The 19,216-nt window shown below is 48.1% G+C and carries 1 protein-coding gene; it reads right to left on the bottom strand.

Annotation, left to right across the window (positions count from 1 at the left end; translation table 11 throughout):
- Positions 1 to 63: 63 nt before the first annotated feature.
- Positions 64 to 19,095, bottom strand: a complete 19,032-nt coding sequence (locus OCU56_RS17085) for an Ig-like domain-containing protein (protein WP_261875132.1) — start codon at positions 19,093 to 19,095, stop codon at positions 64 to 66.
- Positions 19,096 to 19,216: the final 121 nt, after the last annotated feature.

Genomic DNA, 19,216 nt, shown 5'->3' with positions numbered 1-19,216 from the left:
CAAGAGCCATTATTAAAAATGCCCGCTATAATTAGCAGGCATTTTAATTAGTGCCCCATTAAGTTAATGATGCGTATCACCCCAATCGTTATGAATTAAATGATGATGCTCATTAACGGAGTCATTATCTGCATGATCACTATGTCCTCCCTGATCTGAATGGGTATCAACTGGCATACCATTATCATCAAGTTTGACCTCTGTACCATGAGCAAGCACTACATCAATATCACTCGGTACATTCTGTGCATGATCGCTGTGTTGTGCGTCCAAACCTAATTGCTCAAGATAAACATTAGCACCCGAACTATGCTGAGCATTGTCATTGCCAAGTGACGATAACGTTATTGATGGAATGTCATGCATAGGTTCATCATTGCTTGAACTATGATTTTCAACATGATCAATTTTACCCATATGATCACCCTGTTGAACATCAAAATGCCAGGTTAGCCCTTGCCCAACTTGATGCCCATGGTTATCTTCCAGATGAGCTTCAAAGTGCAGCGTTATTTGACTATCTTTAGGTATTTGAATATGTAATCCAGGTAAGTCATGTTCTTGAATATGGATATTCTTACCACCATTAGAGTCGTTATTAGACCCAATTAATTTACCTGCCCCATTAAATATTTTGAACGGCGTTCCCTCTCCGTTCTCTACCATAGTTATAACTCTATGTGTTCCTGATGTTTGGGTCGTTGGATGGAGAAAAGTATCCATATTCATCATAAATGTTTCATAGTTAGTCAACATATCTTGATGTTGTACAGAACCATTAGATGCCAAGTATGTTTCGCCTGTACCAAAAATAATACCTTTCAAGCCATGTATTGGTCCCACTTCAAAATGACTACCAGTAGTACTTGATATCCCACCGTCTATAGTGAAACCACCCTTACCATCACCTGTTATTGTTTGTCCTAGATTATAATCAGACGGTCGACCATCTAAATATATATACATGCCAGATCCGTTTATAGACTGTATTTTGTGATCTACCCCATTTAGCGACACTATTTCACCTATTCTAGATTGAATATTTGTGCTATTAGAAGAATGTTGTACGTCAATCACTTTTATCTGATGATCTGTTGTAGATATATGTCGATTTTCATCAATAATAACATCGTGCCCATCAATCCTTAGATGCACATCATGATCATTAGATTTAACCTGTGAAAATGAACCATGAATAATTCTTTTATCATCACTCGAGCCTAAATTAGAGTTTACTCCCGGTGGCGCATAAACAAGTTTAAGAGCTTCTACATGGGCGCTAACACTATTATCTGAGCCATGTGAATTTCCGGCCTTATCAGTAACTATTGCTGTAAATTTATGATCACCCTCCGATAGTTTGTGATGTTCCGAGCCCATATTAAATGTAAATAAACCATTTTTATCAGCAGTAACATGACCAATTTCTTTTCCAGATTCCAAAATTTGTACCGAGGCATTAGGATCTGTTTGACCTTTAATAATCGGAGTTGAACTATGCTCATTATCTATAGATAAATGAGGGACTTTGATCTTAGTATCTAATGTAAATTCAAAAGACGTTGAATCGGAGTGGTTACCTACAGCATCCACTTGCCTAACATGAACGATATTGCTCCCTTGTTTAGGTGTAAAATGATTATGCCATTGATGATTATTTCCAACGGCATATTGCACTGTTGCATGAGGCTCATGACCTACATTAAGGCTTCCATCTTTTGTAATATGGTCTGTATGTGAATGACCAGTATCATTTTTCAAACCCACTGTAGGCTTATTAGGGGCAAGAGTATCAATATTAGTTGGTATTGTTGTTGGGGCGGATTCATTACCACTTGCATCTGTTGCAGTTGCGGTAATGTGACTACCATCGGTTAACGGCGTTTTTAATTGATAACTAAATTCCCCATTTTTACCTACAGTTACATAATCTAAATTTTTATGCCCACTACTTATGGTAATAGTACTGCCTGGCTCTCCGCTACCTTTAATAATTGGCATTGTATTATTACTTGGATCAATTGATTTCAAATGTGGGGCATCTGGGGCAACTCTATCAAGGGTTGCACTTCCCGTACCTGTACTCGTATTTCCCGCACCATCAGTGACAACGGCATGCACAGTCAATGGACCATCTACAAAACCACTATTAGATAAATCCACATTATGTATACTGAAACCACCCGTAGCAGGGTCAACCTTAACCCCTTTTAGATCCACAGCCACCAAATGATCCTTTTGATCCGTCACATAAAGGCTCGTTAGTTTTTCACTGCCATCAGTATGATCAATATTACCTATGATAATGGCATGATCTTGCTCATTATTATTAATCAAGTTTGACGTAGAGCGGCTACTATTAATTAGGTGTACTGTAGGCTGAGCTATGCTTGTGTCTAATACAGCCCGACCATCTCCAGCCAAAGAGTTACCCGCAGCATCAGTAGCCGTTACTGTCACTTTAAGATCGCCATCATGTAATTTTGATACGTCAATTCCGCGTAAACTAAAATGACCAAGAGGACTATGTTTTAACGACTGATTAAGAGCTGCTACCTGAGACGCTTGTAAATGTATTACCGTGCCCTTAGAGTCAGAGATATCCACCTTGCTAATATGTGTCGTGCTGTCAATATCATAATCAGAAAGAAAACCTTTAATGACCACAGCCGTACTTTCACCCTTACTGATAGACGTATCAGTAAACGCCACACTTGGCGCTTTAATGCTAGTGTCTACGTTGATGTCAATAGCATGACTTTGCGCCGAGCTATTCCCTGCCACATCGACCGCTGTAGCAGTGATGTGATGGTCACCATCCTTCAACTTGGCCGTTGCTGGTACTGAGAACTTGAACTCTCCGTGTGCGTTAGCCACTACAGTACCTAAAATGCTGCTGCCATCTTTAATTGTCACTCTCGCACCAGCCTCAGCATGCCCGCTGATCACTGGCGTCCCTGTTGGGTAGTGCTGAGCATGATCCAGAGGGTTTAAGGTTGGCGTCATTGTGCTTGTGTCCACATGCATTGTATGTGGCTGTGCTGAAGCAGGGTTACCCGCCTTATCACTCACGTTAGCCGTAATATCCAAATCTTGACCATCGGTCATGGCACTCGACGGAACGTTCACACTCCATGTTCCGTTTTGCTCAACAGTGCCGTGTACCGTGTGGCCATTAAACGCCACCGCAACCTGTTGACCCGCTTCAATGCCCGTTGTCGTGCCCGACACCGTTAAATCCTGCCCGGACTCGGTACCGTTAATGACGTTATCGCCACTGATTGGATCGGTAATGCTGATGGTGCCGGCCGTGACATCGGCTGTGGCCAGTGTCGCACTCACCTCATGTGACGTATTACCAGCTTGGTCTGTCAACGTCACTTTAATGTCATGACCCGGCAACACTTCGTGAGACACTGATTGAGTGGCAATGTCTTGTTGACTAAGAGTATGCTTAGCTCCATCTATGGTCAACGTATCACCTGCTACCGCATCAGTCGGTAACGTAATGGCCACCGTAATCTTGCCATCAGGCCCCACTTCATTCGCATTGTACTCATGACCTGATTGCGCCTGTGGCACACTTAATGTCGGCTCAGTGACCTTAGTATCAAGCGTAAAACTGATTGAAGTCGAGGCTGAACTATTCCCCGCCACGTCCGTTTGACGCACTTCAACGTTATTCGTCCCTTCCGCTGCTGTGAAGGTGCTCGACCATGAATGTCCACCATCGGTTGAATACTCAATTAACGCATTAGGCTCCGTATCGGTCACTTCGAGCGTGCCAATATTCGTCAATCCATCCGTTGCTGAACTGCCACTGTCTGTGGTTAACGTCACGGTCGGCGCGCTCGCCGCATTATCTAACGTAAATTTTAGATCGGTAGAGGCTAATGACGGATTACCCGCCGCATCCACTTGTCTTACGCTGACCGTATTCTCTCCCGCCTTAGGAACAAAACTGTTTGTCCACGTTTTACCATTATCGATGGAGTACTCTAATGTTGAGCCCGCTTCTTGACCCTCAATGTGCAGTTGCCCATCTTGCGTAATAAGATCTGTATCAGAACGGCCGGTATCCTGCTCTAGGCCTACCTTCAGCGTATCTGGCACCGTGGTATCAACAACAGTAGTTAGCGGTGTACTGGCCGGAGAGCTATTGCCCGCCGCATCCGTCGCGGTCGCGGTCACCTCATGGGGCCCCTCACCTAAGATAGCTGGCGTATAAGAGAACGCGCCATGCACATCGGCCTTCACCGTCGTCACTACCGAACCATCAATGGATATCGCTACTTGCGCATTTGGCTCAGCATGACCCAATATCTCTGGGGTATTATCTGAGTTATGAACTGGATTTAAGGCGTTTGGCCAATGCAGTGTCGGCGCATCTGGAATGGCCGTATCGGCTGTGGCCAGTGTCGCACTCACCTCTTTTGACGTGTTACCCGCTTGGTCTATCAACGTCACTTTAATGTCATGACCCGGCAACACTTCGTGAGACACTGATTGAGTGGCAATGTCTTGTTGACTAAGAGTATGCTTAGCTCCATCTATGGTCAACGTATCACCTGCTACCGCATCAGTCGGTAACGTAATGGCCACCGTAATCTTGCCATCAGACCCCACTTCATTCGCATTGTACTCATGACCTGATTGCGCCTGTGGCACACTTAATGTCGGCTCAGTGACCTTAGTATCAAGCGTAAAACTGAACAACGTGACTGCTGACTTATTCCCCGCCACATCCGTTTGTCGCACTTCAACATGATTCACCCCTTCTGTTGCTGTAAAGGTCTTCAACCATGTTTGACCTGCGTCCGTTGAGTATTCAACTAAGGCTCCACCCTCAATACCTTGAACATCCAACGTGCTCGTATTCGTCAGACCATCCGTTGATGAACGGCCACTGTCTGTAACTAACTGAACTATCGGTGCGCTCACCGCATTGTCTAACGTAAATTTAAGATCGGTAGAGGCTAATGACGGATTACCCGCCGCATCCACTTGTCTTACGCTGACCGTATTCTCTCCCGCCTTAGGAACAAAACTGTTTGTCCACGTTTTACCATTATCGATGGAGTACTCTAATGTTGAGCCCGACTCTTGACCCTCTATGTGCAGTTGCCCATCTTGCGTAATAAGATCTGTATCAGAACGGCCGGTATCCTGCTCTAGGCCTACCTTCAGCGTATCTGGCACCGTGGTATCAACAACAGTAGTTAGCGGTGTACTGGCCGGAGAGCTATTGCCCGCCGCATCCGTCGCGGTCGCGGTCACCTCATGGGGCCCCTCACCTAAGATAGCTGGCGTATAAGAGAACGCGCCATGCACATCGGCCTTCACCGTCGTCACTACCGAACCATCAATGGATATCGCTACTTGCGCATTTGGCTCAGCATGACCCAATATCTCTGGGGTATTATCTGAGTTATGAACTGGATTTAAGGCGTTTGGCCAATGCAGTGTCGGCGCATCTGGAATGGCCGTATCGGCTGTGGCCAGTGTCGCACTCACCTCTTTTGACGTGTTACCCGCTTGGTCTATCAACGTCACTTTAATGTCATGACCCGGCAACACTTCGTGAGACACTGATTGAGTGGCAATGTCTTGTTGACTAAGAGTATGCTTAGCTCCATCTATGGTCAACGTATCACCTGCTACCGCATCAGTCGGTAACGTAATGGCCACCGTAATCTTGCCATCAGACCCCACTTCATTCGCATTGTACTCATGACCTGATTGCGCCTGTGGCACACTTAATGTCGGCTCAGTGACCTTAGTATCAAGCGTAAAACTGAACAACGTGACTGCTGACTTATTCCCCGCCACATCCGTTTGTCGCACTTCAACATGATTCACCCCTTCTGTTGCTGTAAAGGTCTTCAACCATGTTTGACCTGCGTCCGTTGAGTATTCAACTAAGGCTCCACCCTCAATACCTTGAACATCCAACGTGCTCGTATTCGTCAGACCATCCGTTGATGAACGGCCACTGTCTGTAACTAACTGAACTATCGGTGCGCTCACCGCATTGTCTAACGTAAATTTAAGATCGGTAGAGGCTAATGACGGATTACCCGCCGCATCCACTTGTCTTACGCTGACCGTATTCTCTCCCGCCTTAGGAACAAAACTGTTTGTCCACGTTTTACCATTATCGATGGAGTACTCTAATGTTGAGCCCGACTCTTGACCCTCTATGTGCAGTTGCCCATCTTGCGTAATAAGATCTGTATCAGAACGGCCGGTATCCTGCTCTAGGCCTACCTTCAGCGTATCTGGCACCGTGGTATCAACAACAGTAGTTAGCGGTGTACTGGCCGGAGAGCTATTGCCCGCCGCATCCGTCGCGGTCGCGGTCACCTCATGGGGCCCCTCACCTAAGATAGCTGGCGTATAAGAGAACGCGCCATGCACATCGGCCTTCACCGTCGTCACTACCGAACCATCAATGGATATCGCTACTTGCGCATTTGGCTCAGCATGACCCAATATCTCTGGGGTATTATCTGAGTTATGAACTGGATTTAAGGCGTTTGGCCAATGCAGTGTCGGCGCATCTGGAATGGCCGTATCGGCTGTGGCCAGTGTCGCACTCACCTCTTTTGACGTGTTACCCGCTTGGTCTATCAACGTCACTTTAATGTCATGACCCGGCAACACTTCGTGAGACACTGATTGAGTGGCAATGTCTTGTTGACTAAGAGTATGCTTAGCTCCATCTATGGTCAACGTATCACCTGCTACCGCATCAGTCGGTAACGTAATGGCCACCGTAATCTTGCCATCAGACCCCACTTCATTCGCATTGTACTCATGACCTGATTGCGCCTGTGGCACACTTAATGTCGGCTCAGTGACCTTAGTATCAAGCGTAAAACTGAACAACGTGACTGCTGACTTATTCCCCGCCACATCCGTTTGTCGCACTTCAACATGATTCACCCCTTCTGTTGCTGTAAAGGTCTTCAACCATGTTTGACCTGCGTCCGTTGAGTATTCAACTAAGGCTCCACCCTCAATACCTTGAACATCCAACGTGCTCGTATTCGTCAGACCATCCGTTGATGAACGGCCACTGTCTGTAACTAACTGAACTATCGGTGCGCTCACCGCATTGTCTAACGTAAATTTAAGATCGGTAGAGGCTAATGACGGATTACCCGCCGCATCCACTTGTCTTACGCTGACCGTATTCTCTCCCGCCTTAGGAACAAAACTGTTTGTCCACGTTTTACCATTATCGATGGAGTACTCTAATGTTGAGCCCGCTTCTTGACCCTCAATGTGCAGTTGCCCATCTTGCGTAATAAGATCTGTATCAGAACGGCCGGTATCCTGCTCTAGGCCTACCTTCAGCGTATCTGGCACCGTGGTATCAACAACAGTAGTTAGCGGTGTACTGGCCGGGGAGCTATTGCCCGCCGCATCCGTCGCGGTCGCGGTCACCTCATGGGGCCCCTCACCTAAGATAGCTGGCGTATAAGAGAACGCGCCATGCACATCGGCCTTCACCGTCGTCACTACCGAACCATCAATGGATATCGCTACTTGCGCATTTGGCTCAGCATGACCCAATATCTCTGGGGTATTATCTGAGTTATGAACTGGATTTAAGGCGTTTGGCCAATGCAGTGTCGGCGCATCTGGAATGGCCGTATCGGCTGTGGCCAGTGTCGCACTCACCTCTTTTGACGTGTTACCCGCTTGGTCTATCAACGTCACTTTAATGTCATGACCCGGCAACACTTCGTGAGACACTGATTGAGTGGCAATGTCTTGTTGACTAAGAGTATGCTTAGCTCCATCTATGGTCAACGTATCACCTGCTACCGCATCAGTCGGTAACGTAATGGCCACCGTAATCTTGCCATCAGACCCCACTTCATTCGCATTGTACTCATGACCTGATTGCGCCTGTGGCACACTTAATGTCGGCTCAGTGACCTTAGTATCAAGCGTAAAACTGAACAACGTGACTGCTGACTTATTCCCCGCCACATCCGTTTGTCGCACTTCAACATGATTCACCCCTTCTGTTGCTGTAAAGGTCTTCAACCATGTTTGACCTGCGTCCGTTGAGTATTCAACTAAGGCTCCACCCTCAATACCTTGAACATCCAACGTGCTCGTATTCGTCAGACCATCCGTTGATGAACGGCCACTGTCTGTAACTAACTGAACTATCGGTGCGCTCACCGCATTGTCTAACGTAAATTTAAGATCGGTAGAGGCTAATGACGGATTACCCGCCGCATCCACTTGTCTTACGCTGACCGTATTCTCTCCCGCCTTAGGAACAAAACTGTTTGTCCACGTTTTACCATTATCGATGGAGTACTCTAATGTTGAGCCCGCTTCTTGACCCTCAATGTGCAGTTGCCCATCTTGCGTAATAAGATCTGTATCAGAACGGCCGGTATCCTGCTCTAGGCCTACCTTCAGCGTATCTGGCACCGTGGTATCAACAACAGTAGTTAGCGGTGTACTGGCCGGGGAGCTATTGCCCGCCGCATCCGTCGCGGTCGCGGTCACCTCATGGGGCCCCTCACCTAAGATAGCTGGCGTATAAGAGAACGCGCCATGCACATCGGCCTTCACCGTCGTCACTACCGAACCATCAATGGATATCGCTACTTGCGCATTTGGCTCAGCATGACCCAATATCTCTGGGGTATTATCTGAGTTATGAACTGGATTTAAGGCGTTTGGCCAATGCAGTGTCGGCGCATCTGGAATGGCCGTATCGGCTGTGGCCAGTGTCGCACTCACCTCTTTTGACGTGTTACCCGCTTGGTCTATCAACGTCACTTTAATGTCATGACCCGGCAACACTTCGTGAGACACTGATTGAGTGGCAATGTCTTGTTGACTAAGAGTATGCTTAGCTCCATCTATGGTCAACGTATCACCTGCTACCGCATCAGTCGGTAACGTAATGGCCACCGTAATCTTGCCATCAGACCCCACTTCATTCGCATTGTACTCATGACCTGATTGCGCCTGTGGCACACTTAATGTCGGCTCAGTGACCTTAGTATCAAGCGTAAAACTGAACAACGTGACTGCTGACTTATTCCCCGCCACATCCGTTTGTCGCACTTCAACATGATTCACCCCTTCTGTTGCTGTAAAGGTCTTCAACCATGTTTGACCTGCGTCCGTTGAGTATTCAACTAAGGCTCCACCCTCAATACCTTGAACATCCAACGTGCTCGTATTCGTCAGACCATCCGTTGATGAACGGCCACTGTCTGTAACTAACTGAACTATCGGTGCGCTCACCGCATTGTCTAACGTAAATTTAAGATCGGTAGAGGCTAATGACGGATTACCCGCCGCATCCACTTGTCTTACGCTGACCGTATTCTCTCCCGCCTTAGGAACAAAACTGTTTGTCCACGTTTTACCATTATCGATGGAGTACTCTAATGTTGAGCCCGACTCTTGACCCTCTATGTGCAGTTGCCCATCTTGCGTAATAAGATCTGTATCAGAACGGCCGGTATCCTGCTCTAGGCCTACCTTCAGCGTATCTGGCACCGTGGTATCAACAACAGTAGTTAGCGGTGTACTGGCCGGAGAGCTATTGCCCGCCGCATCCGTCGCGGTCGCGGTCACCTCATGGGGCCCCTCACCTAAGATAGCTGGCGTATAAGAGAACGCGCCATGCACATCGGCCTTCACCGTCGTCACTACCGAACCATCAATGGATATCGCTACTTGCGCATTTGGCTCAGCATGACCCAATATCTCTGGGGTATTATCTGAGTTATGAACTGGATTTAAGGCGTTTGGCCAATGCAGTGTCGGCGCATCTGGAATGGCCGTATCGGCTGTGGCCAGTGTCGCACTCACCTCTTTTGACGTGTTACCCGCTTGGTCTATCAACGTCACTTTAATGTCATGACCCGGCAACACTTCGTGAGACACTGATTGAGTGGCAATGTCTTGTTGACTAAGAGTATGCTTAGCTCCATCTATGGTCAACGTATCACCTGCTACCGCATCAGTCGGTAACGTAATGGCCACCGTAATCTTGCCATCAGACCCCACTTCATTCGCATTGTACTCATGACCTGATTGCGCCTGTGGCACACTTAATGTCGGCTCAGTGACCTTAGTATCAAGCGTAAAACTGAACAACGTGACTGCTGACTTATTCCCCGCCACATCCGTTTGTCGCACTTCAACATGATTCACCCCTTCTGTTGCTGTAAAGGTCTTCAACCATGTTTGACCTGCGTCCGTTGAGTATTCAACTAAGGCTCCACCCTCAATACCTTGAACATCCAACGTGCTCGTATTCGTCAGACCATCCGTTGATGAACGGCCACTGTCTGTAACTAACTGAACTATCGGTGCGCTCACCGCATTGTCTAACGTAAATTTAAGATCGGTAGAGGCTAATGACGGATTACCCGCCGCATCCACTTGTCTTACGCTGACCGTATTCTCTCCCGCCTTAGGAACAAAACTGTTTGTCCACGTTTTACCATTATCGATGGAGTACTCTAATGTTGAGCCCGACTCTTGACCCTCTATGTGCAGTTGCCCATCTTGCGTAATAAGATCTGTATCAGAACGGCCGGTATCCTGCTCTAGGCCTACCTTCAGCGTATCTGGCACCGTGGTATCAACAACAGTAGTTAGCGGTGTACTGGCCGGAGAGCTATTGCCCGCCGCATCCGTCGCGGTCGCGGTCACCTCATGGGGCCCCTCACCTAAGATAGCTGGCGTATAAGAGAACGCGCCATGCACATCGGCCTTCACCGTCGTCACTACCGAACCATCAATGGATATCGCTACTTGCGCATTTGGCTCAGCATGACCCAATATCTCTGGGGTATTATCTGAGTTATGAACTGGATTTAAGGCGTTTGGCCAATGCAGTGTCGGCGCATCTGGAATGGCCGTATCGGCTGTGGCCAGTGTCGCACTCACCTCTTTTGACGTGTTACCCGCTTGGTCTATCAACGTCACTTTAATGTCATGACCCGGCAACACTTCGTGAGACACTGATTGAGTGGCAATGTCTTGTTGACTAAGAGTATGCTTAGCTCCATCTATGGTCAACGTATCACCTGCTACCGCATCAGTCGGTAACGTAATGGCCACCGTAATCTTGCCATCAGACCCCACTTCATTCGCATTGTACTCATGACCTGATTGCGCCTGTGGCACACTTAATGTCGGCTCAGTGACCTTAGTATCAAGCGTAAAACTGAACAACGTGACTGCTGACTTATTCCCCGCCACATCCGTTTGTCGCACTTCAACATGATTCACCCCTTCTGTTGCTGTAAAGGTCTTCAACCATGTTTGACCTGCGTCCGTTGAGTATTCAACTAAGGCTCCACCCTCAATACCTTGAACATCCAACGTGCTCGTATTCGTCAGACCATCCGTTGATGAACGGCCACTGTCTGTAACTAACTGAACTATCGGTGCGCTCACCGCATTGTCTAACGTAAATTTAAGATCGGTAGAGGCTAATGACGGATTACCCGCCGCATCCACTTGTCTTACGCTGACCGTATTCTCTCCCGCCTTAGGAACAAAACTGTTTGTCCACGTTTTACCATTATCGATGGAGTACTCTAATGTTGAGCCCGACTCTTGACCCTCTATGTGCAGTTGCCCATCTTGCGTAATAAGATCTGTATCAGAACGGCCGGTATCCTGCTCTAGGCCTACCTTCAGCGTATCTGGCACCGTGGTATCAACAACAGTAGTTAGCGGTGTACTGGCCGGGGAGCTATTGCCCGCCGCATCCGTCGCGGTCGCGGTCACCTCATGGGGCCCCTCACCTAAGATAGCTGGCGTATAAGAGAACGCGCCATGCACATCGGCCTTCACCGTCGTCACTACCGAACCATCAATGGATATCGCTACTTGCGCATTTGGCTCAGCATGACCCAATATCTCTGGGGTATTATCTGAGTTATGAACTGGATTTAAGGCGTTTGGCCAATGCAGTGTCGGCGCATCTGGAATGGCCGTATCGGCTGTGGCCAGTGTCGCACTCACCTCTTTTGACGTGTTACCCGCTTGGTCTATCAACGTCACTTTAATGTCATGACCCGGCAACACTTCGTGAGACACTGATTGAGTGGCAATGTCTTGTTGACTAAGAGTATGCTTAGCTCCATCTATGGTCAACGTATCACCTGCTACCGCATCAGTCGGTAACGTAATGGCCACCGTAATCTTGCCATCAGACCCCACTTCATTCGCATTGTACTCATGACCTGATTGCGCCTGTGGCACACTTAATGTCGGCTCAGTGACCTTAGTATCAAGCGTAAAACTGAACAACGTGACTGCTGACTTATTCCCCGCCACATCCGTTTGTCGCACTTCAACATGATTCACCCCTTCTGTTGCTGTAAAGGTCTTCAACCATGTTTGACCTGCGTCCGTTGAGTATTCAACTAAGGCTCCACCCTCAATACCTTGAACATCCAACGTGCTCGTATTCGTCAGACCATCCGTTGATGAACGGCCACTGTCTGTAACTAACTGAACTATCGGTGCGCTCACCGCATTGTCTAACGTAAATTTAAGATCGGTAGAGGCTAATGACGGATTACCCGCCGCATCCACTTGTCTTACGCTGACCGTATTCTCTCCCGCCTTAGGAACAAAACTGTTTGTCCACGTTTTACCATTATCGATGGAGTACTCTAATGTTGAGCCCGACTCTTGACCCTCTATGTGCAGTTGCCCATCTTGCGTAATAAGATCTGTATCAGAACGGCCGGTATCCTGCTCTAGGCCTACCTTCAGCGTATCTGGCACCGTGGTATCAACAACAGTAGTTAGCGGTGTACTGGCCGGGGAGCTATTGCCCGCCGCATCCGTCGCGGTCGCGGTCACCTCATGGGGCCCCTCACCTAAGATAGCTGGCGTATAAGAGAACGCGCCATGCACATCAGCCTTCACCGTCGTCACTACCGAACCATCAATGGATATCGCTACTTGCGCATTTGGCTCAGCATGACCCAATATCTCTGGGGTATTATCTGAGTTATGAACTGGATTTAAGGCGTTTGGCCAATGCAGTGTCGGCGCATCTGGAATGGCCGTATCGGCTGTGGCCAGTGTCGCACTCACCTCTTTTGACGTGTTACCCGCTTGGTCTATCAACGTCACTTTAATGTCATGACCCGGCAACACTTCGTGAGACACTGATTGAGTGGCAATGTCTTGTTGACTAAGAGTATGCTTAGCTCCATCTATGGTCAACGTATCACCTGCTACCGCATCAGTCGGTAACGTAATGGCCACCGTAATCTTGCCATCAGACCCCACTTCATTCGCATTGTACTCATGACCTGAATGTGGAGTCGGTACTTGTAGTATCGGATCCTGTATTGACGTGTCAATTGTCATTACCAATGGCGAAGATTTCACCGCCTGGGAAGCGTCCATTGATGGTGCAACCGCTTCTGCTGTTAACGTGTGCTCTATACCCGCACCTGAGCCATCTAACTTCGATAGTTGAACGCTGTAGATACCCTGAGCATCCGAAGTCGCCGTACCCAGGACCTGACCATTTTCGCTGATGGTCACTACAGAGAATGGAATGTCCGTCGTACCTGACATGGTAGGCGTTTGTGATGACGTTAAATCATCACTGTGACTGCGGCCGGTATCACTGCCGTCGGTTAAATCTAACGTCACTGCGTTAGTTGGCACTGGGGCAAGTGGTGTCAATATTGGCGGCGTATCGGTTACTTGAAGTAATGCCGCTTGAGTGGCTGGGTTCGTTGGCGCAACCACCGTAGTGGTGATCGGACCGGGCTGACCACTGGTTGTCGGTGCCGCGACTGTACCCTGTACTTCAAAAGTGATGTATTTATCGTCCACACCACCGTGATTATCTGACACTTGAACATGGAACGACTCTTGTCCACGGTATTGCTGTGTCTGAGCGTCATACCCCATGCCTTGCACGCCAGCGTGCGCGCTGTAGGTATAAGCACCTGTATTCTCATCCAGTACTAAGTCACCAAATTGACCCTGCACGCTTTGGCTGCCTTGCTGACCATCCAGTATCTGGAAGGTGTGCGTGTCACCCGTATCGACATCCGTTTCAGTTAAGCTACCTGCTTCAACTGACGCGGTGTTCACACTCAAAATTGGATTATCGTTAGTACCGCTAATAGTAATAACCAAATTCGCTGTCTGCGTATGGCCTGCCGCATCCACCACTTCATACGTGAGGGTGTCTGTGGCCGTTTGGCCACTTTCAGCCAATTGCTGAATCTCTTTATGAGAACTGTCTAAATCGTAGGTGTAACTGCCATCTGCGCTAAAGTGAACGGTACCGAACATCCCTTTGACGTCCGTAGTGGTGACTTGTGCGCCCGCTTCATAGTGGCTCGATATTGAACCTGTGGTTGCCCCTGCCAATTGGTCTTCAGTTGCACTGCCATCCGCATTCGTTGGCGCAACACGGGTATCAATGGTGACCGTCACATCATGACTGGCTGTCGTAGCACTGCTTGCCCCCGGCGCCGTCACTTGCGCGGTTAAGGTATGCGCAACACCCGTTTCTGAGCCAGTTAAGGTCGAGGTATCCACGCTGTAATGGCCGTCTTTGTCTGAGTAGGTTGTACCCACAACCTTACCGTTATCTATTAACTCAACTTTAGAGAACGGTTGTGTGGTCGTGCCTTCTATGGTCGGCGTCGTATCAGAAGTAATGCCATCATGATCGGTGCCTTGTGCCCCAAACGTATCACTGCTGTGCGCTAACGTTAACGTCGCATTGCCCATTAATGCTGGCGCAGCCGTCGATGTGGAGGGGGTTGGCGCGCTTTGGCTGAACGTTGGTGTTTGGCTTACTGTGGTGGTGATCGTCGGTTGCCCACCCGTTGTGGACTGACTTAACGTCGCCTCAACCTGCATTGTCATGTATTGCGTGGTAACTGCGCCATGTAAATCTGTGGCGGTGACCGCAAACACTTCTGTGCCGTGATACACACCCGTTGACGCATCTAAAGTCATGCCAGAAACACTTGGCGTACTTTGTGCGTATTGGTAGTGTCCCGTGGTGGCGTCTACCGTGAGATCACCAAACAGACCGTGACTATTGATTGTCGCGTACGTCGCTTTATCGCCAGTATCAACATCTGTTGAGATCACAGTACCTTGACTATTATCGCCTTTTGTATCTGGTGTAATCGTCACTACTGGCGCGTCATTGGTACCCGTAATGGTGATGACTAAGTTCGCTGTCTGCGTATGGCCTGCCGCATCCACCACTTCATACGTGAGGGTGTCTATGGCCGTTTGACCACTTTCAGCCAGAGCTTGTACATCGGTATTGGCATTATCTAACTTGTAAGTGTAACTGCCATCAGCCTCTAAATGATACATGCCATACTGACTGGCAATATCGCCCGTTGTCGTCACTACCGCATCACCGCCAGTATCACTAGATAGCGTTAGCTGACCGTGCACTAATGAGGTTTGGTCTTCAGTTGCACTGTTTGTCGCATCGGTTGCCGTCACTGCGGTATCCACAGTCACTGCCAAAGGCGAAGACTGCACGGCGTGCGAAGCGTCCGTTGACGGCGCAACCGCTTGTGCTGTTAACGTGTGCGCAATACCCGCATCTGAGCCCGTTAATGTCGCTAATTGTACGCTGTAGATACCCTGAGCATCCGAAGTCGCCGTACCTAAGACCTGACCATTTTCGCTGATGGTCACCACCGAGAATGGAATGTGCGTCGTACCTGACATGATAGGCGTTTGTGATGACGTTAAATCATCACTGTGACTGCTGCCGGTATCACTGCCGTCGGTTAAATCTAACGTCACTGCGTTAGTTGGCACTGGGGCCAGTGGTGTTAATATTGGCGGCGTATCGGTTACTTGAGGTAATGCCGCTTGAGTGGTTGGGTTCGTTGGTGCAACCACCGTGGTGGTGATCGGACCGGGCTGACCACTGGTTGTCGGTGCCGCTACTGTACCCTGTACTTCAAAAGTGATGTATTTATCATCCACACCACCGTGATTATCTGACACTTGAACATGGAACGACTCTTGTCCACGGTATTGCTGTGTCTGAGCGTCATACCCCATGCCTTGTACGCCAGCGTGTGCGCTGTAGGTATAAGCACCTGTGCTCTCATCCAGTACTAAGTCACCAAATTGACCCTGCACGCTTTGGCTGCCTTGCTGACCATCCAAAATCTGGAAGGTGTGCGTGTCACCCGTATCGACATCCGTTTCAGTTAAGCTACCTGCTTCAACTGACGCGGTGTTCACACTCAAAATTGGATTATCGTTAGTACCGCTAATAGTAATAACCAAATTCGCTGTCTGCATGTTGCCTGCCGCATCCACCACTTCATACGTGAGGGTGTCTATGGCCGTTTGACCACTTTCAGCCAGAGCTTGTACATCGGTATTGGCATTATCTAACTTGTAAGTGTAACTGCCATCAGCCTCTAAATGATATGTGCCATACTGACCGGCAATATCACCCGTTGTCGTCACTACCGCGTCACCGCCAGTATCACTAGATAGCGTTAGCTGACCATTCACCAATGTGGTTTGGTCTTCAGTCGCACTGTTTGTCGCATCGGTTGCCGTCACTGCGTTATCCACAGTCACTGCCAAAGGCGAAGATTTCACCGCCTGGGAAGCGTCCATTGATGGTGCAACCGCTTCTGCTGTTAACGTGTGCTCTATACCCGCACCTGAGCCATCTAACTTCGATAGTTGAACGCTGTAGATACCCTGAGCATCCGAAGTCGCCGTACCCAGGACCTGACCATTTTCGCTGATGGTCACCACCGAGAATGGAATGTCCGTCGTACCTGACATGGTAGGCGTTTGTGATGACGTTAAATCATCACTGTGACTGCTGCCGGTATCACTGCCGTCGGTTAAATCTAACGTCACTGCGTTAGTTGGTACTGGGGCAAGTGGTGTTAATGTTGGCGGCGTATCGGTTACTTGAGGTAATGCCGCTTGAGTGGTTGGGTTCGTTGGTGCAACCACCGTGGTGGTGATCGGACCGGGCTGACCACTGGTTGTCGGTGCCGCGACTGTACCCTGCACTTCAAAAGTGATGTATTTATCGTCCACACCACCGTGATTATCTGACACTTGAACATGGAACGACTCTTGACCACGGTATTGCTGTGTCTGAGCATCATACCCCATGCCTTGTACGCCAGCGTGTGCGCTGTACGTATAAGCACCTGTGCTCTCATCCAGAACTAAGTCACCAAATTGACCGTGCACGCTTTGACTGCCTTGCTGACCATCCAGTATCTGGAAGGTGTGCGTGTCACCCGTATCGACATCCGTTTCAGTTAAGCTGCCTGCTTCAACTGACGCAGTGTTCACGCTCAATATTGGCTTATCGTTAGTGCCCTCAACTTTTATAATGAGGTTCTGAGGCTGACTCACTCCACCATGGTTATCCGTCGCAACCACTGGGATGATTAACGTTTCATACTCACCCACCGCTAAATGCTCAAAACTCGCATCCGTCGGATCTAGGCTGTACGAGCCATCTTGATTTAACGTAAATCCTGAATGTTTAAAGCTCGTACCGTAAGTAGCGGTATCACCGTGGTCAATATCGGTCGAAGTCACTTGACCCGTTATTGCCTTGTCGCCTTCGTTCACTGTCTGTGAAGTAATATGGCTGACAACAGGATTATCGTTAGTGCCATCCACTCGAATAATGAGATTCTGAGGCTGACTCACTCCACCGTGGTTATCCGTCGCAATCACAGGGATGATTAACGTTTCATGCTCACCCACTGCCAGATGTTCAAAACTCGCATCGGTCGGATCTAATGTATACGAGCCATCTGGATTTAAAGTAAATCCAGAATGTTTAAAGCTAGTGCTATAAGTGGCCAAATCACCATGATCAATATCTGTTGAGGTAATATGCCCTGTAATAACAGGTTCGCCTTCATCCACTATTTGAGATGTGATGTGGTTCAGTACTGGTTGGTCATTTGTTCCTACAACGGTCACCGTAACTTGTTGAGTCGCGGTCGCACCTTTATCATCAGTGACTGTCACTAACATAACCTCAGTATGAGACTCGCCTTGTGCCAATGACTGGTGTGTTTGATTATCTAATCTATACGTCCACTTACCTGTGTCTTTTTCTAAGGTAAACGAACCGTAGTTACCTTGCTCGCTATCTGGGGTATAGGTTAATACTGCACCATTATCTACGTCCGTTGCAGAAATCTGACCATCGGCAACTAAAGTACCATCTTCAGTCGTTGAGCCATGCTGTTCTTGGCTTATAATTACAGGGGTATCGTTAGTTCCCTGTACTGTCACTGTCACGTCTTGATGAGTAGCAACACCCGCAACATTAGTAATAGTGACATGTAATACTTCAGTGTGTGTTTCCCCTAACGCTAGGTTTTGATGATGAGAATTGTCTAACGTGTAAACCCACTCCCCACTCTTAGAATTTAAAGTAAATTCACCGTACTGACCATGGATATGATCGGCAGTATAAGTTAATGCTTGGCCCACTTGACTATTAGTAGCTTCAACAGTGCCATGAGTTTCAATCTGACTGTCTTCTTTAACTGTGCCCGTTGATGGAACTCCATTTACTGGGGGCGTTAAATAGGCATAACTGGTGTGACTATTATCCGTTGCTGTCACATTATGAAGCAGGGTGAAACTAACTTGACCTTGATGTTGATTTTGAGTAAACGAACTCATTACTACCGGGCTAATTTGGTGAGCTATGTAAGTTCCATGTTGATAATGATCAAAACCAGAATTTCCACCTACATGATGAAGCTTAAACCCTTCATGCGTCGGCTTACTGTCTGTTTTAGAAGATACATATTTATGAGATGCTTTTAATGGTTCAGCGATGTAGTCATGCGGCTGAGACGTAGAATTGTATTCAGTAGTATGTAATAGAACGGGTTCTACTGGATGAGCATTCTCAGTTGGAACATTTACCGCACTATAAGAAGGTAGCACAATGTGTATTGTAGCATCGCGGGATGAATAGAAGCTTGGAAGCATAAAGCGGCGCGTTTTTCTAGAGCGTGATAACTTGGTCTCTTTCTTATTCACTCTTGCACCTTTATTATTTTTATTTTCATTTGCCATTGATGCACTAACTCCTAGCTATACTGTTACAAAAATCGTATCTATTGGTGTTTGGTAGGCATAGACACACTTCATATGCGTTAGT

Source organism: Vibrio rarus (genome assembly GCF_024347075.1).
GTDB lineage: Bacteria > Pseudomonadota > Gammaproteobacteria > Enterobacterales > Vibrionaceae > Vibrio > Vibrio rarus.
This window is presented reverse-complemented; position numbering and strand designations above follow the sequence as displayed.